Here is a 21,015-nt window from a genome sequence, read left to right as displayed (position 1 = left end):
TCCTGTCCACCCGGCGCCATGAATTCACCCCGATGAGCAGGCGCTCGGAGTGAATCGGGGGTGCATACAGGGGCGCTTTTACTCCGAGCGGTACACGTGCCGGTGATCGCCGACCTAACGTCGGACCATGGGAAGCGGGGACCGGGCAGCGCTGGTACGTATCTGCGATCGGACCGGCCGGCCACGGGGGACCGGGTTCGTCGCGGACGACCGGGGCACGGTGGTGACCAGTCATGAGGCGGTCGAGGGGCTCACACGGCTCGTCCTGTACGGGACGGACGGCCGCAGCTGCCCCCTCGGGGCCGCCGATGTCACCGCGCTGCCCGAACGGGGCCTGGCCCTGCTGCGTACCGGGGGACCCTTCGCGCTCGGCGTGGAGCCGACACCGATCGCGTCACGGGACCGTATCGACGCCGGTACGTATGTGACGATCGCCGCCCACGGCTGGCGCGAGGCGCGGGTGCTCGGCACCGCCCCGGTGACGTACACCGCGAACGGCCGCGCCCATCGGATCGGTGCCGCGCTGGAGCTGGCGCTCGGCACGGACGGTTCGGACGCGCTGCGGCTCGGCGGCGCCGCCGTGGGCGGGCCCGTCCTCGACCCGGACAGCGGCGCGGTCCTCGCCGTGCTGGGCACCGCACTGCGCGCCGGGCATCCCGCCGCCGGTTTCGCGGTGCCGCTCGGGAGCGCGGACGCCGACGGTCCGCTGGGCGCGTTGCTGTGGCGCAACGCAAGGAGCGTTCCCGGATACGGACGCGATCTGAATCTCGCGGGCGCCCTGCACCTCACGGCGACCTCGCTCGGCTCGGCGGGCGGTCCGGCCGCCTGTCCCGACCCGGTCGAACGCCCGGACGTGATCGCGGAGTTGGCGGCCTTCTCGATGCCCGGCGGCCCTTCGTCCGCGTTGCCCGGTCCCGCCGTGGTCCTCGGTCTCGTCGGAGCGCCGGGCACCGGCCGTACCACCGAACTGGCCGCGTTCGCCGCCCGCCGTGCCCGCGGCTCCGTGCCCGCGCCCACGCTCTGGCTCCGCGGTGCCGATCTGCTGGCCGACGACTCCTCGGTCGCCGACGCGATCGCCCGAGCGCTCCGGCGGTCCTGCCGGATCGTCACCGCAGCCGGGGCGAGGGGAGACATGACGACCGTCACAGCCGAGGGGGTGGCCCGGCTGGCCGCGGAGTCCGGGAGCCCGCTGCTCGTCCTGCTGGACGGCCCCGAGGAGATGCCGCCCGTACTGGCCCAGGGGGTGGCCCCGTGGACCGCGGGCACCGTCGACTGGCTGCGGGGGAACGGGGCGCGGCTCGTGATGGCCTGCACGCCCGAGCACTGGGAGACGGCCGGTGCGCTCTGCCCGGACGGTGCGCTGCACCGTCCCGCCAGGCCGGCCGGACGACTGCCGTCCGCGGTCCGGCTCGGCGAGCTCACCGCGGGCCAGGCCGAACAGGCCCGGGAACGGTACGCCATTCCGTCCGGTGCGCTCGCCCCCGGGCACGACCGGCACCCGCTCACCCTGCGTCTGCTCGCGGAGGTCCGCGAGGCGCTGCCCGGGGACGTCCCCGGGCGGCCCGACGCGGAGGACGTCTTCGGTGCCCACCTGGATCTGATGTGTCTGCGGATCGCGGTCCGCGTCGCGGCGCTGTCGGGCCCGGTGCCCGGGGCCACCGCGGTCCGGCGGCTCGCCGCGCGGGCGGCCGGGCAGGTCCACGAGGCGGCGCGGCGCTGTCTGGGCCCCGGACAGGGGGAGCTGGACCGGGTGGCGTTCGAGGAGGTGTTCCCCTGGCGCACCGGCTGGGCGTCGGCGGTCCTCGCCGAGGGCCTGCTCGTGCCGGCGGGAGCGGGTTACCGCTTCGCGCACGAGGAGCTGGGGGACTGGGTGCAGGGCGCCCACCTGGACCTGGACGCGGCGCTGTACGCGCTGGTCCACCGGTGGCGGGCGGGGGAGGACGCGGAACGGGCGGTGGAGGCCCGTGTTCCACAGCCGCGGAGCCCGCGTACCGGGCCCGGCCGGGGACCCGCGCAGGACGTCGTGGCGGTGGTTCGGGGGCCGAATGGGCCGCGAGCGGAGCTCAGCCGCGTCCCCGCGCCGGGAGCCGCCGGGGAAGCCGCACCGGCGACCGCAGCGCGCACCCTGCCCGTACCGCGCCATCGGACCGGCCCGGTCGTCCAGGCCCTGCTGCTGCTGGGCCGCAGGCAGGGGCCCGCCGCGCTGGCACACCGACTGGCCGGCCTCGTCGAGGCCCTCGACCGGTCGGCGCCGGGGCCGGGATCACCCGCCGAGGCCCGCGACGACGCCCGCTGGTGGGCGGTCCACCTGCTCTCGGAGACCCTGCTCCGGGTGCACGACGCCCGGACCCAGCTCGGGGTGCTGCGGCTGCTGGCCGACCGCGTCGTCGGAAGCGCCGCCGCGGGAGGGCCGGCGGGCACAGGGCCCTACGCGGAGTTCGGTCCGTGGTTCTGGCGGCGCCTGAAGCTGCCGGAGGCGGACCGGGTCGATCTGTTTCGGCGTCTCGTCCCCGCCGACGGCCCGCGCCGGGGAACCTCCCGCGGTGACGGGGACCACGGCTGTGACCCGTATCCCGACGGCGACGGCGGCGAACGCTTCCTGGACGCCGTCGCGCGGCGGCTCGCCGCCCGGCCCCGGGCCGTGCAGCCGATGCTCTGCGACTGGTTCACCGACGAGCGCCCACTGCTCGCCGAGGAGGGGGAGGGGGGCGCGATGCGCCCGACCGTGGCCGCGGCCGCTCAGGCGCTGCTCCACGCCCGTCGGGACCTGGCCGTCGACGACCTGACCGAGGCACTCGTCTCGACCGCCCACCCCCGCGCCGAGGAACTGCTCGCCGCGCTGGCCGAGGACGAGCCCGCCGCGCTGTGCCGCGCCGTCGCCCGCTGGGCGCGCGACGAGGACAGGCCCGGCCGCCGGGCCGCCGCCGCCTCGTACGCCCTGCTCACCGTCGTGCACGCGACGCGGGACGCCGACCGCGAGCTGCTGCGCGGGGCCGCCCTCGCCCTGCTGGCCCGCCCGGCCGACGCCCCCCTGCGCGGGGCCGCGCTCACCCTCCTCGTACAGGATCCACGGAGCCGGGACCGCCACCTCCCGCAGGCGCTGCGGGCCTTCGTCGCGGGCGAGCCGCGGCTGTCCGCCGAGGCGCTGGCCGTCGCACTGTCCTCCCATCCCGAGCCGGTGCTCGCGGCGTTCCGGGAGCGGCTGACCCGGCCCGGCGACGGGGCGGGCGAGGCGCTGTGCGCGCTCGCCGGGGTCGACGCGCCGGAGCTGGCCCTGCACGCCGCCGGGCTCGTGCGGGCGTACATCGACAGCCACCCGGACGACGCCGTACACGCCGCCTCGTACCTCGACCGGAGGCTGGAGCACGGACCCGCCGCCCGCGCCCTGCTGCTGCCGCTGGTGACCGGACTGCTGCGGGACCGGCCGGTGCCGCCGCCCGTGCGCGGTGCGCTCGCCGGGGTGCTCGCCGCGCCGGGCAGCCCCGCCTCCGGGCAGCTCAGGGGCGAGCTGCTGGAGGTCCTGCTGGACTTCGAGCAGGAGGCCCACCGCGATCCGGCCGTGCTCGACGCGCTGCTGCGGGCCGCCGCGACCGGCTCCGGCGCCCGCGCACCGGCGCGTACCCGTGCGCTGGTCCACCGCACCGGGATGCTCCTGGTCCGCACGCCCGAGGGCGCGGTCCGCTTCGACGGCCGACTGGTCGAACTGGCTCGTGAGGTGCCCGGATTCGCCGCCCTGGTGACCGGGTGGCTGGCCGACGCCCCGCAGGAGTGGGCGGCGCTCGTCGGCCCCAGCGCACGGCGGACGATGGAGGCCCTGGCGAGCCCGAAGACGATGCCGATGCGGGCCGCGGGGCGTGAGCATGGCAGTCTTAGACCTGCGTAACAGGCAATCTCACGTACACAGGTTCGGGCGAGGAGCGGTCACAGTGCAGCGCTGGCGTGGCTTGGAGGACATCCCCCAGGACTGGGGACGCAGCGTCGTCACCATCGGCTCCTATGACGGGGTGCACCGTGGGCACCAGCTGATCATCGGGCGGGCCGTGGAGCGCGCCCGCGAGCTGGGCGTGCCGTCGGTCGTGGTGACCTTCGACCCGCATCCCAGCGAGGTCGTGCGGCCCGGCAGCCACCCGCCGCTGCTCGCCCCGCACCACCGGCGCGCCGAGCTGATGGCGGAGCTGGGGGTGGACGCGGTGCTGATCCTGCCGTTCACCACGGAGTTCTCGAAGCTGGCACCGGCCGACTTCATCGTGAAGGTGCTCGTCGACAAGCTGCACGCGCAGCTGGTCATCGAGGGCCCCAACTTCCGCTTCGGCCACAAGGCGGCCGGGAACGTGCAGCTGCTCACCGAGTTCGGCGAGACCTACGACTACCGCGTCGAGGTCATAGACCTGTACGTGAGCGGTGAGGCGGGCGGCGGCGAGCCGTTCTCCTCCACACTCACCCGGCGACTGGTCGCCGAGGGCGATGTCGCGGGCGCCGCCGAGATCCTGGGCCGGCCGCACCGGGTCGAGGGCATCGTGGTCCGCGGCGCGCAGCGCGGCCGTGACATGGGCTTCCCCACGGCCAACGTGGAGACCCTGCCGCACACCGCCATCCCCGCCGACGGCGTCTACGCGGGCTGGCTCAATGTGGACGGCGAGGCGATGCCCGCCGCGATCTCGGTCGGCACGAACCCGCAGTTCGACGGCACCGAGCGGACGGTGGAGGCGTACGCGATCGACCGCGTCGGCCTCGACCTGTACGGGCTCCACGTCTCGGTGGACTTCCTCGCGTACGTGCGCGGGATGCTGAAGTTCGACTCGATCGACGAGCTGCTCGTGGCGATGGCCGCCGATGTGAAGCGGTGCAGCGAGCTGGTCGCCGCGTACGAGCGCGGCTGACCTCTTCGCCGCACGCGACCGGGCCGGAACCGTCCTCGACGGTCCCGGCCCGGTCGCGCGAGACGTCAGCCGTTCAGCGCCCCGAGCTTGTCGGGTGACCTCCGGCCGGGCGGCCATGCCCTGACCACGCACGCTTCCCGCGTTGTCGTCGGTCGCCGACGCCCAGCGTCGACTCCCTCCTCCGCCTCGGAACCGCACGCACCGGACCGTGTCCGCCATCCGGTCCGAGGTCACCCGACAGCCTCTCGGGCGGGTGCCCCGTGGTCTTGCACGGGGCACCATGCGATCACGGCACCGGACCCGCCCGCTCATCCGGCCCGATCCGAACGGAAGACCCCCAGGGTCTCTCGTTCGGATCCCGGCGGGCTCGCGTGCCCCGTCACCGTGCTACGCCCGCGCCTTCGCCGCCGCGGTCGCCCAGTGGCACGCCACCTGGGTCTGCCCGCCGCCCGCGAGCACCGGCAGATCCTTCGTACGGCATGCGTCCGCGACGCCCGCCCGCTCCGCCTCGCCCGAGGCCAGTACCTGGCAGCGGGCGTGGAACCGGCACCCGGACGGCACCCTGGACGGGTCCGGCGGCTCGCCGGTCAGAATCACCGGATCGTCCCCGGACTCCGGCAGCACCGACAACAACGCCTGGGTGTACGGGTGCTGCGGAGAGGTGAGGATCTGCTCCACCTCGCCCGTCTCCACGATCCGCCCGAGGTACATCACCGCGACCCGGTCGGCGATGTTCCACGCCAGGCCGAGGTCGTGCGTGACCACCAGCGCGGACAGGCCCAGCTCGTCCCGCAACCGCAGCAGCAGGGCCAGGATCTCGCCGCGCACCGAAGCGTCCAGCGAAGCCACCGGCTCGTCGGCCACGATGAGTTCGGGCTCCAGCACGAGCGCGCCCGCGATCACGACCCGCTGGCGCTGGCCGCCCGACAGCTCGTGCGGATAGCGCAGGAAGAACCGCTCCGGAGGGCGTAGTCCCGCCCGCGACAAAGCCTCGGCGACCGCGGCCCGTTCGTCGCCCGCGTACCCGTGGATCCGCAGGCCCTCCGCGACGGCGTCGTACACCGTGTGCCGCGGATTGAGCGAACCGCTGGGGTCCTGGAGCACCAGCTGGACCCGCTTGCGGTACGCCTTCAGCGCACGGCTTCCGTAGTCGAGCGGCTGCCCGCCGAAGGTCACCCGCCCGGACGTCGGCGGGACCAGACCCAGCAGCGAGCGCGCCAGCGTCGTCTTGCCGCAGCCCGACTCGCCCACCAGTGCGACGATCTCGCCGGGCCGGATGTCCAGATCCACGCTGTCCACGGCCCGCGCCGGGGCGGCCCCGCGCCGGCCGGGGAAGGTGACCTTCAGATCCTCCGCGCTGAGCAGGGGAGTGTTGGTGGTCATGATGTGCTCCTTGCTTCCTCGGCATCCGGCCGGGCCGGGGACGCGGCCGACGCCCCCGCCTCCACCAGCACACAGGCGGCCCGCCGCTCCGGCCCCGCCTCGCGCAGCTCCTGGTCCTGCGTCGTGCAGGAATCCAGGGCCACCGGGCAGCGCGGATGGAACGTGCAGCCGCCGGGCAGCGCCGACGGGTCCGGCGGGTCACCGGGCAGCCCGCGGGGCGCGAACCGGGAGGCCGGGTCGCCGATGCGCGGAAACGCGCCGGACAGGGCCTTGCCGTACGGGTGGTGCGCGTTCTCGTAGACCTCGGACGCCGGGCCCTCCTCCACGACCCGGCCCGCGTACATCACCGCGAGCCGGTCACAGGTGTCCGAGAGCACCGCGAGGTCATGGCTGATCATGATCAGACCGAGGTCCTGTTCGGACACCAACTGCTCGATCAGCCGCAGGATCTGGGCCTGGATCATCACGTCGAGAGCCGTGGTCGGCTCGTCCGCGATGATCAGTCCGGGATCGCAGGCGAGCGCCATCGCGATCATCACGCGCTGCCGCTGCCCGCCGGAGAGCTCGTGCGGATAGGCGCTCGCGCGGGCGGCCGGCAGCCCCACCTGTTCCAGGAGCTCGCCGACCTTCTTCGCAGCCCCCGCCTGAGTCGCCTTCCGGTGCAGCAGGATCGGCTCGGCGATCTGGTCCCCGATGCGGTGCACCGCGTTCAGCGAGTGCATCGCGCCCTGGAACACGATCGACGCCCCCGCCCAGCGCACCGCCCTGACCTGGCCCCACTTCATGGTGAGGACGTCCTCGCCGTTCAGCAGGATCTCGCCGGAGACCTTCGTCCCGGCGGGCAGCAGCCGCAGCAGGGCGAGCGCCAGCGTCGACTTGCCGCAGCCCGACTCGCCGGCGATGCCGAGCTTCTGCCCCGCGTCGACGGTGAGATTCACGCCGCGGACCGCCTGCGCCCCGCCGGCGTACGTCACCGTGAGGTCCCGTACGTCGAGAAGCGGCGACTTGTGGATGCTCGTCGTGCTCAACGGGCCACCCCCAGCTTGGGATTGAGGACGGACTCGATGGCGCGGCCGCACAGCGTGAACGCCAGCGCCACCAGGGCGATGGCGATGCCGGGAGGCGCCAGGTACCACCAGTCGCCCGCGCTCACCGCGCCCGCCTCGCGGGCGTCCTGGAGCATGCCGCCCCAGGAGGTGATGGTCGGGTCGCTCAGGCCGAGGAAGGCCAGGGTGGCCTCCGTGAGGATCGCGCTGGAGATCACCAGCGTGGTCTGCGCGAGCACCAGCGGCATCACGTTCGGCAGGACGTGCCGGATCATGATGTGCCCGTGGCCGCCGCCCAGGGCACGGGCGCGCTCGATGTACGGGCGGGACTCCACGGCCAGGGTCTGGGCGCGGACCAGCCGGGCCGTCGTCGGCCAGGTCGTCACGCCGATCGCGATGATGACCGTCCACATCGAACGGTCCATGACGGTGGCGAGGGCGATCGCGAGGACCAGGGTCGGCATCACCAGGAACCAGTCGGTGATCCGCAGCAGGACCGTCGAGTACCAGCCGTGGAAGTGCCCCGCGACGATGCCGACGACCGTACCGATGGCGACACACAGAAACGCCGCGAGCAGGCCGACCGTCAGCGAGACACGAGTGCCCCACACCAGCAGTGCCAGCACGCTGCGCCCGAACTGGTCGGTACCCAGCGGAAATTCTCCGCTCGGCGACTCCAGTGCGCCCCCCGGCGCGTCGGTGACGCTCTGCGAGTCGGCACCGACGAGCTGCGGCGCGAGAAGGGCGACCAGCGCGATCAGGACGAGCGCGCCCAGACCCCACAGTCCGCCCCTGTGCTTGCGGTACTCCCGCCAGAACCGGGCGGCCGACTGCCGCTTGCGGGCGCGGGCGAGCGCCCGCGGATTCTCGGCCGCTTCGGCCTTCGTGGGCGTGGGCATGGATTCGGTCGTCATCGGCCCACCCGGGGATCGAGCAGCGGATACAGCACATCGGCAAGGGTGTTCGCCAGGATCACCGCGGTGGCGAAGACGAAGAACAGCCCTTGTACGAGGGGGAGATCGGGCACGCTCAGCGCCTGGTAGAAGAGACCGCCGAGGCCGGGCCACGAGAACACCGTCTCGACCAGGATCTGCCCGGCGACCACATGCCCCAGGTTCACGAACATCAGCGTGAATGTCGGCAGCATGGCGTTCGGCACGGCGTGCTTGCGGCGTACGACATCGTCCCGCAGCCCCTTCGCGCGGGCCGTCGTCAGATAGTCGCTGCCCATCTCGTCGAGCAGCGAGGAGCGCATGACCAGCAGCGTCTGCGCGTACCCGACCGCGACCAGCGTGATCACCGGGAGGACCAGATGGTGCGCCACGTCCAGGACGTACGCGAGCCCGCTCTCGCCGCCCGTTTCCATGCCTCCCGTCGGGAAGATCCCGGGGATCGGACCGACGCCCACCGCGAAGACGATGATCAGGAGCAGGCCCAGCCAGAACGACGGGATCGAGTAGAGGGTGAGCGCGAACGCGGTGTTGAAGCGGTCGCTGACGGAGCCGTTGCGCCAGGCGGTGCGGGTGCCCAGCCAGATGCCGAGCGCGGTGTAGAGGACGTACGCGGTGCCGGTGAGCAGCAGCGTGGCCGGGAGCGCCGCCGTGATCTTGTCGATGACGGGGGCGTGGAACTGGAACGAGGTACCGAAGTCCCCGGTCAGCGCGTCGCCCACGTAACTCGTGAACTGCTTCCAGAGCGGCTGGTCGAGCCCGAACTGGTGCCGGAGCGACTGGAGTTGTTCGGCGGAGACGGGGCGACCGCCGGTCATCTGCTTCACCGGGTCGCTGGGAATGAGCCGGAAGAGGAAGAAGCTGGTGACCAGTACGGCGAACAGGGAGACTGCCGCTCCCACGATCTTGGCCGCGACGTACTGGAGATAGGCCTTGGTGTTGCGCGCCCGTGGACCGCGGGCGGCCGACGGTCCGGTCTGAGCCGGACCTTCGGTGTCCGCGTCCGCGATCTGCACGAGCGCCGGAGTGCTGTCAGCTGTCATGGGGAACTCTCGTTACTCGTGCTGCACTTGGGGGAACCGGCGGGGCGGCTCGCTTTCCGCCGCCCCGCCTGCCCCCTCACAACCGTCCGCTCGATTACTCGCGGTCGTCCGCGGTGGTGCGGCGGCGCTTCGCGAGGAAGAGCCCGCCACCGGCGACTACCACGACCGCCACGATGATGCCTACGACGACTCCGGTGGAGCCGGATCCGCCGGAGCTGTCCGAACTGCTGCTGCCCGCCGGAACGGCCGACCACCAGCTCCAGTACCCGTCCTGGCCGTAGATGTTGCCTGCCGCCTCGGGCATGGTCTTGATCGACTTGATCTGGTCGGTGCGATAGGCCTCGACCGCGTTCGGGTACGCGATGATGTTCATGTACCCCGAGTCGTACATCCACGACTGCATCTGCTTGACGATGTCCGCGCGCTTGGCCGGGTCGTACTCGGCGAGTTGCTTCCTGTAGAGCTCGTCGTACGTCTTGTCGCAGATGAAGTTGTCGGTGGTGGCGCTGTCCTTGGCCTTGACGGGCAGCGCGGCGCAGGTGTGGATGCCGAGCACGAAGTCGGGGTCCGGGTTGACGGACCAGCCGTCGAAGGCGAGGTCGTACTCACCGGCGTACCAGGGCACGGAGACGTCGTCGAGGCAGTCGACCTTCAGGCCGACACCGAGCTTGCCCCACCACTCCTTGAGGTACTTGCCGATCGCCTTGTCGTTCGGGTCCGTGGCGTGGCACAGGATGCGCAGGTCGAGCGGCTTGCCGTCCTTGCCGACGCGCTGGTCGCCCTTGAGCGGGTAGCCCGCCTCGTCGAGGAGCTTGGCCGCCTTGGCCGGGTCGTAGGCGAGGCTCTGGTCGGCGGACGGCTGCCAGTGGTACGTCGAGTAGCGCGGCGGGATGTAGCCCTGGCCCTCGACGGCGTGCCCCTGGAAGACCTTGTCGATGATGGTCTTGCGGTCGATGGACAGGAAGAGGGCCTGGCGCACCTTCTGGTCGAGAAGGGCCTTGTTGCCGTTGCCGAACTTCTTGCCGTCCTTGGTCTGCGCGCCCGGGTTGGTGGCGAGCGCGAAGAAGCGGCGGCCCGGACCCTCGTTGACCTTGATGTTCTTCTCGCCCTTGAGGGAGGCGGCCTGGGCGGGCGTCAGGGCCGGGGAGCCGGCGACGAAGGAGACCTCGCCCTTGCGCAGCGCGGCGACCGCGGCGTCCTGGTCCTTGTACGTCTTGAAGACCAGCTCGTCGAACTTCGGCTTGCCGCGCCAGAAGTCCTTGTTGGCCTTGAGCTTGACGTACTGGTCGACCTTGTAGTCGGTCAGGATGAACGGCCCGTTGCCGACGATCGGGAACTTCGTGTCGTTGTTGAACTTGGAGAAGTCACCGACCTTCTCCCAGACGTGCTTCGGGACGATCGGCACATCGAGCGCGGCCATGGTGGCCTGCGGCTCCTTGAGCTCGATGACCAGCTGCGTCGGGCTCGGAGCCGTCACCTTCTTGAAATTCGCGACGAAGTTGCCGTTGGCCTGCGCGGCGCCCTCGTCGGTCATCATCTTGTTGAACGTCCACGCCGCGTCCTCGGCGGTGGCCTGTTGGCCGTCCGACCACTTGGAGTCGGAACGGATGGTGTACGTCCAGGTCAACTTGTCCGCCGACGGCTCCCACTTGGTGGCGAGGGCGGGGATCGCGTGGTTGTCCTTGGGGTCGTAGTTCGTCAGGAAGTCGTACATGAGCCGGCTGATGCTGGTGCTCATGAGCCGCTGGGCCAGGAACGGGCTCAGGGAGTCGACGCTCTGTGCGACGGCGACGGTCAGCGTCGATGTGCCGCTGTCGGCGGCCTGGGCCTGCTGCGGCGCGGCACCGAGGGGTACGCCGACGACGGAACCGGCGGTCAGCGCCAGAGCGGCGGCGCCGGAGGCCAGCAGGACACGCAGGCGTGAGCGTGGCTGGGCGGAGCGTGGTGGAACTCTTTCGACCATGGTCAGGGACCTCGCGTCATGACTCGCACGGAGAAGGCGGGTTGATCTGTGGTTCGCCAGCTGGTGAAGCGAAGGTTTATCAGCGGGGGTCGAGCCGCGTCAACGGTCATCGAAACGGCGTGTGGTCTGCGGGAATGCACAGAGGGCCCGCACCGTGGAGACGGTGCGGGCCCTCATTGGTTTAGACCTCTGTTGCCTTACTGCTGAGGCGCTGGCGGCGGCTGCTGCGGCCAACCGGCGGGCGGGAGGGGCCCCTGCGGCTCGGGCGGGGTCGGCCGACCCGGTTGACCTGGCTGTCCGGGCTGCTGGTGCGGCTGCGGCGGGCCGGCCGGGCTCGCCGCGGACTGTGCCTGGGAGGGCAACGACTGCTGCCAGCCGTTCTGTTGCACTCCGGGGCCGGGGTGCGGCGGATAGGGCTGCTGGGGCTGCGGGCCACCGTACGGCGGCTGTTGCTGCGGGTAGGGCTGCTGGGGCTGCTGCTGAGGGGCGTACTGCTGCTGGCCGGGCATCGGCGGGGCGTACTGCGGGGGCGGGTTGGAGCCGTTCGACGTCCACAGCCCCTGCTGCTGCTGGGCGCGTGCGAAGTCCTCGGCGACCATGGCGGACAGATTGAAGTACGCCTCGCGGGTCTTGGGGCGCATCATGTCGAGGTCGACCTCGGCGCCCGCCGCCAGATGCTCGTCGAACGGTACGACGACCACGCCGCGGCAGCGTGTCTCGAAGTGCTGCACGATGTCATCGACCTTGATCATCTTTCCGGTCTCCCGGACACCGGAGATCACGGTGATGGAACGCTGCACGAGCTCCGCGTACCCGTGCGCCGACAGCCAGTCCAGCGTGGTGGACGCGCTGGACGCACCGTCGACCGACGGCGTCGAGATGATGATCAACTGGTCGGCGAGGTCCAGCACTCCACGCATCGCGCTGTAGAGCAGACCGGTGCCCGAGTCGGTGAGGATGATCGGGTACTGCTTGCCCAGCACATCGATGGCGCGCCGGTAGTCCTCGTCGTTGAACGTCGTGGAGACCGCCGGGTCCACGTCGTTGGCGATGATCTCCAGGCCGGACGGCGCCTGGGAGGTGAAGCGGCGGATGTCCATGTACGAGTTGAGGTACGGGATCGCCTGGACCAGGTCACGGATGGTGGCCCCGGTCTCCCGGCGCACCCGGCGGCCGAGCGTGCCCGCGTCCGGGTTGGCGTCGATGGCGAGGATCTTGTCCTGGCGCTCGGTGGCCAGGGTCGCACCGAGGGCGGTGGTCGTCGTGGTCTTGCCGACGCCGCCCTTGAGGCTGATGACCGCGATCCGGTAGCAGGACAGCACGGGCGTACGGATCAGGTCGAGCTTGCGCTGCCGCTCGGCCTCCTCCTTCTTGCCGCCCAGCTTGAAGCGGGCCGCGCCGGACGGCGTACGGCTGCTCTTCGCCTTCTGCTTGCCCCGGACGAGCCGGTCGGAGGAGAGCTCCACCGCCGCCGTGTAGCCGAGCGGGGCGCCGGGCACGGAACGCTCGCGCTGATCGTGGGTGACCGGCGTCGGCCAGGCCGCCCCGGTACGCGGGTCGATGGGCTGTCCCTGAGCAGGGGCCTGCTGTTGCTGTGGCGCAGAGGGCCCCTGCTGCTGCGCGGGCGCCTGCGGGGCGACCTGCGCGGGCAGATGGGGCGGCGCGCCCTGGACCGGCTGCTGGGGGGCTTGCGGGGGCAGGGGAACGCCCTGCTGCGCGGGCCACTGAGGTGCCTGAGGTGCCTGAGGTGCCTGCGGCCCCTGGGACGGCTGCGGCTGCTGGGGCACGTGCGGGGCTTGCGGGGGCAGCGCCGCCTGAGGCGGCTGCGGGAACCCGTAACCGCCCTGCGGCGGTGCCTGTTGCGCCGGAGGTGCGGGCTGCTGGGGGAACCCGTAGCCGCCCTGCGGGGCCTGCGGGGCCTGTGGGGCCTGCGGGGCCTGCGGGGCCTGCGGCGCTTGAGGCGCTGCGGCGTTGGGGAATCCGTAGCCGCCGGGCTGCCCTTGGGCTGCCGGGCCGGAGGCGGGCCAGTGCTGCGCCGGCTGGGGCGCGAGGGGCTGCGGCGCGGCGGGCTGGAAAGCGGGCGGCAGCGGCGGCAGACCGGCCTGCGGCGGCCCCGGGGTCCAGGGGGTCGGCGCGGCGGGAGCCGGTGCGTCCTGCGGTACGGCGGGGGGCGGTGCGTCCTGCGGTACGGCGGGGGGCGGTGCGTCCTGCGGTACGGCGTCCGTGACGGCGTCGGAGGGCGCGGAGTCCTCGGGCCCGTCGACGGCGCCGCCCGTGACACCGGCCGGAACCCCGGCGCTCGCCGCGGCGTCGGCACCGGGATCCGCGACGGCGGCGCCGTCCGGCTCATCGGCGCTCGCGTCCGCCACCGGTGCGGAGTCGGCAACGGGCTCGGAAACGGACGCCTCGCTCCCGTCCGTACCGTCGGCACCGTGAACACCGGCGCCGGCTGCCGCCGAGCCCGTACCCGAATCCGAACCCGAGCCGTCCGCGCCCGCGTTCTTCGACGTCTCCGCGCGCTCCGTGATCTCGCGCTTCAGCGCGGCCGGGGAGAAGCGCATGGTCGCGCCGCTCTCCACATCGCCGCCCCCGAACGGGTCCGTCATCCCGTCGGGAGCCGCCGCCGCGGTCCCCTCGGCAGGAGCCGGGGCAGGGGTGGGCACGGGATCCCCCGCCGCGGACCGAACCGGAGCCGGCGCGGGTGGTGCCGGAGCCCACTCGGGGTCGAAACCGCCCCCGGCCGGCGGCGGGGGCACGGACAACGGCGCCCCGTTGGGCGGCGGAGGCGGCGCCAGGTGTGTTCCGGCACCGCCCGACGAGTCCCCCGGCGCGTTCTGCGTGTACCAGGCGGGTGGGGTGTAGTCGATGGTGAACTCACCCGTCATCTCGGCGGGCTCCGCGTCGGACGACTCGTCGACGGGCTTGTTCCAGCCCCCGCGGATCTCGTCCCGATCGCCGTTCACTTTGCCTCCTGGTGTGGTCGAGCACCCTTGTGCCGTGGTGGGTGGGGGCGACCGTTTCCGACTTCCTGACCGCCCGGCTCTCCCCCCGGGCCCCGCATCGCCTGCCCGCAGGTTCTTCTGCCGCGCCCGGACCCACCCTAATCGTCATGGGGCCCGCTCCGGCAGGCCGTACGGCACCGCAAGAGCTGTCCCGTACATCACGCACTGCCCTCAAGTGAACCGAGTACGGCACAGCATGAAGGGTGAAACGGTCAAACTCGTGCAACTACGTATGGAATGACGAACGTTCTGAATGGGCCATGAGGAAGCCGGCCCCCGTCAGTCCATCCGGCGCGCGCCGCCCAGCAGTCCGGTCTCGGCATCGGTCGCCTGCGTCATCACGAACTGCCGGTCCTGCCCCGAGCACCAGAGGGTGACCCCGTCCGCCAGGGTGGACAGCGCCTGCGTCTCGGCGGCCGGAAGATTCAGGATGCGACCGAGCTGTGCCGCTTCGTCCGGAGACACCCGTTGAATGCCGACCAGGGCCGACTTCTCGATCAGTCTCGGCGCCACCGGACTCAGATAGGGCAGGAGCGTCAGCACCGACTGCCACGGCCCGGACACCACGCGCCCGCGCGGCGGCCGCATGCCGCAGTCCCGCACCACGACCACCGGCGCACCGGCCGACGGCCCCTGCGGCGGCACCCGCCCCACATCGTGCAGCGTGATGCACGGCTGACCGCCGCCCGCGGCGTGCGCAAGTCCCGTCCAGGTCTGGGCCCGCCCGGTCTCCACGACGATCCGCGCACCGGTCGCGGCGGCCCGCAGCGCGATCACCTGCGCCGTCCACAGGCCGCCGATCAGCGTGATGTCGTACGGGGTCGGCCGGTTGACGCCGAGCACGGCGGGGCGGCCGTGGGCGTCCACGCCGATCACCATGCCGTCGTCACCGACCGGCAGGGCCAGTGACGCCAGCTGGTCGAGCGAGACCGACTGCCGTCCGCGACGCGGACCGATCAGCCCGAAGCCGAGCCGGGCACGGGCAGGCGTGGGTACGGACATCAGCGGGTACCCCCGAGCGGCAGCGTGGCGAGCACACCGGGCAGCTGCTCGCGGTCGAGCCGGACCAGCGAGGTCCGGACGCCGCGCGCGGTGCGCTCCAACTCATGCCGGGCGCCCAGCAGTTCCTCGTCGCTGCGCCCGGTGATCCGGATGTGCCCGGTGATCGAGACGCCCTGCCGATCGCCGTGCCCCAGCGTGAGACTGAACGTCGTGGCGAGCGCGGGCATCGAGGTGAGCAGGGCGACGAGCTGCGGCATCGCCGCGCCCCCGCCGCCCCCGCCGAACTGCGGCCAGCGGGCCACCCAGTAGGTGGTGTGCCACCGGTCGTCGCAGCGCCACGTCCGCGAGGTCTCCTCGGTGCGCCGCGCCGGCGTCGCGGTCCGGCCGGCCTGCGCCATGGCCGGCGCACTGGCACAGACCGAGGTCGCGATGGCGGACGTCAGCTCCTGCTCGGTCAGCACCGTTGCGCGGAAACCCGCCCCGGTCAGCCTGCTGGACAACTGGTCGGCCGCGCGCACCACACACTTCTGCGCACCCGTGATGCCGCCGCCGCGCGCCTGTACCGCCTCGGGACACAGCTCCGGGGCCAGCTTCAGCGCGATCCAGGTGATCCGGACGCCGGGTGAACCCGTCTGCGCCTGCAGCGGCGCGTAGTTGCGCGCGGCGACGGACTGCGGGGGCAGATGCGGGGCGGGTGCGGGCTGGGTGTGCTGCACGATCTGCGCCGACTCCAGCCGGATGCCGTCGACTTCGAGGACGTCCCTCACGAGCGCCAGGGGCAGTGGCTGCGCGGACCGGTCCGGCCTGAGCGCCGTGGCGTCCGACTCCACCTGGAGCACGGCCGTGACGAACGTACCGTCACCGATCATGCCGACGGGCCGCCGGTCACGGTCGCTGAAGGAGTACGTACGCAGCGCCGGATCGCACTCGACGACGGGCGCGATCCCCGGCTCCGTGCCCGCGGGAAGCTCCAGCGAACCGGCCCTGCGGGAGCGCGCGCGCAGCGAAAGCACGGTACCCAGCCACTCCGGCAGCGAGCGGCGGTGTCTGCGCACGACGGCCAACAGCACGAGCAGCGCGGCCAGAACGGCGGCCGGGGCCAGCAACAGGGGTTCGATCACCCATGCAGTGAGCAGCAGCGCGGCCGCGATCTCCAGCAGTACGAGTTGTTGCAATCGGAACGAACCGAACAACCCGGGAAGTCTGTCGAGCCGGCCGGCGGCCCGTCCGCGCGAGCCCCGGGCGGGGCCCCGGGAGGCCGGTGGTCCACCGGCCGGGGGAGCAGCGGGGGCATGTACGTTCCCGGCCGGACGCGTCCGTGTTGCGGAAGCCGTCATTCCGGCATTCCCCCCGTTCATCAGTCCCCAACTCCGCCCGTATTCCGCCTGCCCCGTACGGGGCTTCGGCGGCTGGAACACCCTACCCGCCCCACCGTCACCGACGGTCAGCAGGCATAGTAGGGGCCGGTCCGGCACCGAGGTCCGGCATCGCGGGCCCGGCACGGGGGCCGGAAGCGACCGCTCCTGGTGCCGCGCGGGGAGACACGGGAGAAAAAACGACTCATGGCATCACGGCGGGATGAGCTCAACGCATACACCTTTGCGAAGAAACGCACGGTGGCGGCATTCCTCCAACCCTCGCCCACCGGCACCGAGGAGGGCGCTCCGCGACCGCTGCGCGCCGTCCTTCCCAGCATGGTCGTCGGCGCGCTGATCCTCGCGGGCTTCGGCGCCTTCGGCATGTTCAAGCCCACCGCGCCCAAGGACTGGGACAAGCCCGGCACCAAGGTGATCGTCGGCAAGAAGTCCACCACCCGCTACGTCGTGCTCACCACCGGCCAGGGCGGCAAGAAGAAGACCCTGCTGCACCCCGTGCTGAACCTCGCCTCGGCCCGGCTGCTCCTCAACCCGCAGAACTACGACGTCATCCAGGTCGCCGACGAGGTCCTGGACGCGGGCAAACCCCCGCGCGGGCCGATCCTGGGCATCCCCTACGCCCCCGACCGGCTGCCCGACGCGAAGGACGCCGGCACGGCCAAGCGGTGGGCCGTCTGCGTACAGCCGGGCGGCAAGGGCAACACCGTGCAGAAGGCCGCCTTCGTCTTCGGTGAACGAGACACCGAGCTGACCGAGGGCAGCAAGAGGCTCGTCGGCGGCCAGGTGCTCTACGTCCAGGGCCAGGACCGGGCCCGCTACCTCGTCGACGCGAAGGGCACCAAGTACCGCATCGCCGAGACCGCCGCCGACAGCGGCCATCTGACCAACGCCCTGGTCGGGAGCAGGCAGCCGCAGTCCGTCACCGACGACTGGCTGGCCACCCTGCACGACGGCAGCCCGATCGTCTTTCCGCGGATCCCGGGCACCGTCGGCGCCCCGGCTCATGTCGAAGGGCAGCTCTCCGCCGAGGAGAACAGGGTCGGCATGGTTCTCAGGACCAAGACCGGCGAAGGCACCGGTTACTACGTCGTGCTCGACGGAAAGGTGCAGCCGGTCTCCCAGTTCACCGCCTGGCTGCTGATCAGCTCACCGCAGACCGCCGTGCTGAACCTGGAAGGCGAGGCACACGCCGTCGGCCTCCAGGACTTCGTGCCCGACACCGCGGCCTTCGCCGGCCAGGCCGCACACTGGCCGGCCCATCGGACCAAGCAGGTCAACTCCGCCGAGAGCGGCAGCATCGGCCGCGACACCATCTGCAGCGTGCTGCGCAAGGTCGACGGCTCGGGCCGGACCACCCTGAGCACCTGGGCGGGCACCGCGTATCCCGCCTCCATCGCCGTCGGCGGCACCAGCACCTACGTCACCCCCGGCAGCGGCCTGCTCTACACCCAGGTCCGGGGCCGGCAGACCAGCCCCGACGGATCGCTCTTCCTGGTGACCGACACCGGACTGCGGTACGCGGTCCAGGCGAACGGCGACAGCGATGCCCGGCGCTCCGACATCGGCACCGGCGACGGGCAGAAGCAGTCGGACGGCCGCCCCGAGCCCAGCCAGGCGCAGAGCAGGCTCGGATACGAGAAGGTGACGCCCGCCCTCGTACCCATCGCCTGGTCGGACTTCCTGTCCAAGGGCCCCCGGCTCGACACCAACAGCGCCCGCCAGCCCCAGGGTTCATGACGTTCCGGAGCGCCGCGGGCATCGCGGACGCCGGGGGAGAGGAACAGATGTCGTACCGCAGGACGGTCCTGCCGACGGCGGTCGTCGCCATGCTGCTCGCAGTGGCGGCGCCTACGGCCGCGTACGCCGCCGACGGAGCCCGGGAGCCCGGCGCGCTGGGCGTGGACGGCAGTGGCGAATGCACCTTCCCGATGAAGCGGCAGTACGAGGGTCGCCCCTGGTCGCTGCAGCGCGTCCTGCTGGACGAACTGTGGCAGGACACCAAGGGCAAGGGCGTACGTGTCGCGGTCATCGACACCGGCGTCGACAACGTCAATCCCCAGCTCAAGTCGGCCGTCGACACGTCCGCGGGCGCCGACTACCTCAAGGGCGGCGGGAGCGACGGCACGGTCGACGAGGTCGGACACGGCACCAAGGTCGCGGGCATCATCGCCGCCCGCCCCCGAAAGGGCACCGGATTCGTCGGGCTGGCCCCCGAGGCCACGATCATCCCGATCCGCCAGAACGACGAGAAGAACAGCGGCAAGGACACCACGATGGCCACCGCGATCGACCACGCGATCGCCAAGGGGGCCGACGTCATCAACATCTCCCAGGACACGACCAAACCCCTGACGGAGACGTCCGCCCTCGGCCGGGCGGTGGCCAGGGCGCTCGCCGGGAACATCGTCGTGGTCGCCTCCGCGGGCAACGACGGCATGGACGGCAAACTGAAGCTCACCTATCCCGCGGCCTTCGACGGGGTCCTCGCCGTCGCCTCCTCCGACCGCAACAACGAACGCGCCCCCTTCTCCCAGGCCGGTGAGTTCGTCGGGGTCGCCGCACCGGGCGTCGACATCGTCTCCACCGTCCCGGGCAACGGCCAGTGCACCGACAACGGTACGAGCTTCTCCGCCCCGTACGTCGCCGGAGTCGCCGCCCTGATGCGCGCCAAGTACCCGAAGTGGACGGCGGCCCAGATCGTCGCCCGGATCGAGCAGACCGCCGAGCGCTCCGTCACCGGCCACGACGCCTTCGTCGGCTGGGGCGTGGTCGACCCGGTCCGCGCCCTGTCCGGCGACGACGCCCCGCAGGACGCCCCGCACCCCGACCCGGCACCGCCCAGGGCCCCCGCTCCCGAGCCCGCGCACCTCTCCCTGTCGGAGACCCCGCAGGAGCGCGACGAGCGATACGCCACCTACGCGCTCGCCGTGGCGGCCGTCGTGGTCAGTGTGATCGCCGGTACCGCGACGGTCGTCCGGGACGTCCGCCGAAGGCGCGCGCCGCGATGACACCGCCCGCCCGATGCGGTGACTCGGCCTTCTCGAACCACAGTTGGGGAGAGCCGACGAAATGACTAGGGTGGTAGCAGACTTCACGTGTGTGACGGGGGAACGAGAAGTGGCCGAGTCCGATTTCGGAGCGCGGAAATGCCGACGACGCGCTGCCCGGTCCCGTGCTTTCCCCACCCCTTTGCCGGAGCACACGGGGGCAGGAAGAAGCCTGACCGCGACACGCGGGCAGGCCCGGGAACTGAGAGATAGGACCTCCGGATGACCAATCCCGCAGGCGGTTTCGGACTCGCCGACGATCCGATCGTCCAGGCGAAGAACAAGATCATCGAGACGGCCCAGGGGGTGTCCCGGCAGTCCAGGGAACTGGCGGACATCCTCGCGACGGCCGCCGCCGGATGGACGGGTGTCGGTGCCTCGGGGTTCACCTCCGCGCAGATCATGATCAACGAGGACCACGACGAGATCCGCCGGCTCCTCAACGTCCTGCTCAACGCGGTGGGCAGCACCAAGAACCTCAGCAACGCCAATGACGAGGAGGTCCGTGCGGCCTTCAACGCGGTCAAGGACCAGGCTCCGTCGGCCAACACCTCCGGTCTGAACGCCGTCTGAGCCACGCCGCACCACCCCTTCCGCACACGCTGAGCACCGAGGAGAAGACACGACATGGGGCACGACCCGAACACCAAGGTCAGGTACGAGAGCGTCCAGGAGATGGCGAACCGGATCCGCAAGGTTTCGCAGGACATCGTCAACGACCTCACGGAGATGGACGCCTCACTCAAGATTGTCACCGACACCTGGGACGGTGAGGCGCACCGGGAGTACGTGAACCTGCAGCGCAAGTACAAGGAGAAGGCGGACCACATGAAGAACCGCCTGGAGCAGGTCGCGAAGATCATCGAGTCCGGCAAGGACAGCTACCGCGCCACGGACCTCAAGGCTTCGCGCACCTTCACCGAGGCGTTCTGACCGCCCCGGCCGCACACGAAGAGGGGCACGCTCCGACGGGCGTGCCCCTCTTCGTGTCATGCCACGGCGACTACTTCAGGTCGAACTCGCCGTCCCGCGCGCCCAGGACGAAGGCGGTCCACTCGGCCTCGGTGTACCGCAGCACGGTCCCGGGATCCAGCGAGGACCGCATCGCCACCGCGCCGCCCGGCAGATGCGCGATCTCGACACGCTCCTCGGCCTCCTCGGTACCGGGCGCACTCAGCCACTCCACTCCCGAGATGTCGAGTGCGTACAGCTCGTCCTTCTCCGCTTGCGTGCCCATCAGGTGCCTTTCCTCTCCCGTGGCGGAACGTGTTCGTCGCCCGCGAGCAGACTAACCCCGCCACCGCGCACCACTGCCGGAAATGG

General features: G+C 71.9%; 15 protein-coding genes. 6 read left to right on the top strand and 9 right to left on the bottom strand.

Going from position 1 to position 21,015, the window contains the following annotated elements:
• Window positions 1–127: 127 nt before the first annotated feature.
• Together ACIQCZ_RS38460 and ACIQCZ_RS38455 are read left to right on the top strand one after the other, a co-directional pair.
• A complete protein-coding gene (locus ACIQCZ_RS38460) occupies window positions 128–3,883 on the top strand; it encodes a trypsin-like peptidase domain-containing protein (RefSeq protein WP_402290188.1) in 3,756 nt (1,251 codons plus the stop codon).
• A 43-nt stretch (window positions 3,884–3,926) separates the two neighbouring features.
• Window positions 3,927–4,880 carry a bifunctional riboflavin kinase/FAD synthetase gene (locus tag ACIQCZ_RS38455; RefSeq protein ID WP_402290186.1) on the top strand — a complete coding sequence of 318 codons (954 nt, stop codon included), beginning with the start codon at window positions 3,927–3,929 and terminating at the stop codon, window positions 4,878–4,880.
• Between the two features lie 387 nt (window positions 4,881–5,267).
• Here ACIQCZ_RS38455 and ACIQCZ_RS38450 read toward each other — a convergent pair whose 3' ends face one another.
• From ACIQCZ_RS38450 to eccE, 8 genes are all read right to left on the bottom strand, one after another.
• The gene (locus ACIQCZ_RS38450) at window positions 5,268–6,263 is read right to left on the bottom strand and encodes an oligopeptide/dipeptide ABC transporter ATP-binding protein (protein ID WP_402290184.1); all 996 of its coding nucleotides are present in this window, start codon (window positions 6,261–6,263) and stop codon (window positions 5,268–5,270) included.
• Window positions 6,260–7,291 carry an ABC transporter ATP-binding protein gene (locus tag ACIQCZ_RS38445; protein WP_402290181.1) on the bottom strand — a complete coding sequence of 344 codons (1,032 nt, stop codon included), beginning with the start codon at window positions 7,289–7,291 and terminating at the stop codon, window positions 6,260–6,262. The genes ACIQCZ_RS38450 and ACIQCZ_RS38445 overlap by 4 nt, the downstream gene beginning before the upstream one ends.
• Window positions 7,288–8,208, bottom strand: coding sequence for an ABC transporter permease (locus tag ACIQCZ_RS38440; RefSeq protein ID WP_402290178.1), 921 nt, complete (start codon window positions 8,206–8,208; stop codon window positions 7,288–7,290). Before ACIQCZ_RS38440 ends, ACIQCZ_RS38445 begins: the two co-directional genes overlap by 4 nt.
• Window positions 8,209–8,219: 11 nt before the next feature.
• Window positions 8,220–9,302, bottom strand: coding sequence for an ABC transporter permease (locus tag ACIQCZ_RS38435; RefSeq protein ID WP_402290176.1), 1,083 nt, complete (start codon window positions 9,300–9,302; stop codon window positions 8,220–8,222).
• Window positions 9,303–9,396: 94 nt separating this feature from the next.
• On the bottom strand, window positions 9,397–11,265 hold the full coding sequence (locus ACIQCZ_RS38430) for an ABC transporter substrate-binding protein (RefSeq protein WP_402290174.1): 1,869 nt from the start codon (window positions 11,263–11,265) through the stop codon (window positions 9,397–9,399).
• A gap of 197 nt (window positions 11,266–11,462) precedes the next feature.
• A complete protein-coding gene (locus ACIQCZ_RS38425; RefSeq protein ID WP_402290172.1) occupies window positions 11,463–14,228 on the bottom strand; it encodes an SCO5717 family growth-regulating ATPase in 2,766 nt (921 codons plus the stop codon).
• A 318-nt stretch (window positions 14,229–14,546) separates the two neighbouring features.
• Entirely contained in the window at window positions 14,547–15,269 is a 723-nt protein-coding gene (locus ACIQCZ_RS38420) for a hypothetical protein (RefSeq protein WP_402290169.1), read from the bottom strand.
• A complete protein-coding gene (eccE, locus tag ACIQCZ_RS38415) occupies window positions 15,269–16,606 on the bottom strand; it encodes a type VII secretion protein EccE (RefSeq protein WP_402290167.1) in 1,338 nt (445 codons plus the stop codon). Before eccE ends, ACIQCZ_RS38420 begins: the two co-directional genes overlap by 1 nt.
• 225 nt (window positions 16,607–16,831) lie before the next feature.
• Here eccE and eccB point away from each other — a divergent pair, with 225 nt between their 5' ends.
• From eccB to ACIQCZ_RS38395, 4 genes are all read left to right on the top strand, one after another.
• Complete coding sequence (eccB, locus tag ACIQCZ_RS38410; RefSeq protein ID WP_402290164.1) at window positions 16,832–18,382, top strand: type VII secretion protein EccB; 1,551 nt, start codon at window positions 16,832–16,834, stop codon at window positions 18,380–18,382.
• 47 nt (window positions 18,383–18,429) lie between these two features.
• Window positions 18,430–19,653, top strand: coding sequence for a type VII secretion-associated serine protease mycosin (mycP, locus tag ACIQCZ_RS38405; protein WP_402290213.1), 1,224 nt, complete (start codon window positions 18,430–18,432; stop codon window positions 19,651–19,653).
• 261 nt (window positions 19,654–19,914) lie between these two features.
• Entirely contained in the window at window positions 19,915–20,265 is a 351-nt protein-coding gene (locus ACIQCZ_RS38400) for a hypothetical protein (RefSeq protein ID WP_402290161.1), read from the top strand.
• A gap of 54 nt (window positions 20,266–20,319) precedes the next feature.
• A complete protein-coding gene (locus ACIQCZ_RS38395; RefSeq protein ID WP_351084681.1) occupies window positions 20,320–20,625 on the top strand; it encodes a WXG100 family type VII secretion target in 306 nt (101 codons plus the stop codon).
• Window positions 20,626–20,695: 70 nt separating this feature from the next.
• Here ACIQCZ_RS38395 and ACIQCZ_RS38390 read toward each other — a convergent pair whose 3' ends face one another.
• Window positions 20,696–20,929: a DUF397 domain-containing protein gene (locus ACIQCZ_RS38390; protein ID WP_351084679.1), complete on the bottom strand. Its 234-nt coding sequence runs from the start codon at window positions 20,927–20,929 to the stop codon at window positions 20,696–20,698.
• Window positions 20,930–21,015 lie beyond the last annotated feature (86 nt).

This window comes from Streptomyces sp. NPDC093149, from assembly GCF_044754145.1.
Classification (GTDB): domain Bacteria; phylum Actinomycetota; class Actinomycetes; order Streptomycetales; family Streptomycetaceae; genus Streptomyces.
The sequence above is the reverse complement of the archived record's forward strand: the minus strand, read 5'-3'. Positions and strand labels throughout refer to the sequence as shown.

Excerpts from the sequence above, each read along its gene's own strand:
- ACIQCZ_RS38460 (WP_402290188.1), top strand. The coding sequence starts at position 128 with ATGGGAAGCGGGGACCGGGCAGCGCTGGTACGTATCTGCGATCGGACC.
- ACIQCZ_RS38450 (WP_402290184.1), bottom strand. The coding sequence starts at position 6,263 with ATGACCACCAACACTCCCCTGCTCAGCGCGGAGGATCTGAAGGTCACC.
- ACIQCZ_RS38440 (WP_402290178.1), bottom strand. The coding sequence starts at position 8,208 with ATGCCCACGCCCACGAAGGCCGAAGCGGCCGAGAATCCGCGGGCGCTC.
- ACIQCZ_RS38435 (WP_402290176.1), bottom strand. The coding sequence starts at position 9,302 with ATGACAGCTGACAGCACTCCGGCGCTCGTGCAGATCGCGGACGCGGAC.
- ACIQCZ_RS38430 (WP_402290174.1), bottom strand. The coding sequence starts at position 11,265 with ATGGTCGAAAGAGTTCCACCACGCTCCGCCCAGCCACGCTCACGCCTG.
- ACIQCZ_RS38420 (WP_402290169.1), bottom strand. The coding sequence starts at position 15,269 with ATGTCCGTACCCACGCCTGCCCGTGCCCGGCTCGGCTTCGGGCTGATC.
- eccE (WP_402290167.1), bottom strand. The coding sequence starts at position 16,606 with ATGACGGCTTCCGCAACACGGACGCGTCCGGCCGGGAACGTACATGCC.
- eccB (WP_402290164.1), top strand. The coding sequence starts at position 16,832 with ATGGCATCACGGCGGGATGAGCTCAACGCATACACCTTTGCGAAGAAA.
- mycP (WP_402290213.1), top strand. The coding sequence starts at position 18,430 with ATGTCGTACCGCAGGACGGTCCTGCCGACGGCGGTCGTCGCCATGCTG.
- ACIQCZ_RS38400 (WP_402290161.1), top strand. The coding sequence starts at position 19,915 with ATGACCAATCCCGCAGGCGGTTTCGGACTCGCCGACGATCCGATCGTC.
- ACIQCZ_RS38395 (WP_351084681.1), top strand. The coding sequence starts at position 20,320 with ATGGGGCACGACCCGAACACCAAGGTCAGGTACGAGAGCGTCCAGGAG.
- ACIQCZ_RS38390 (WP_351084679.1), bottom strand. The coding sequence starts at position 20,929 with ATGGGCACGCAAGCGGAGAAGGACGAGCTGTACGCACTCGACATCTCG.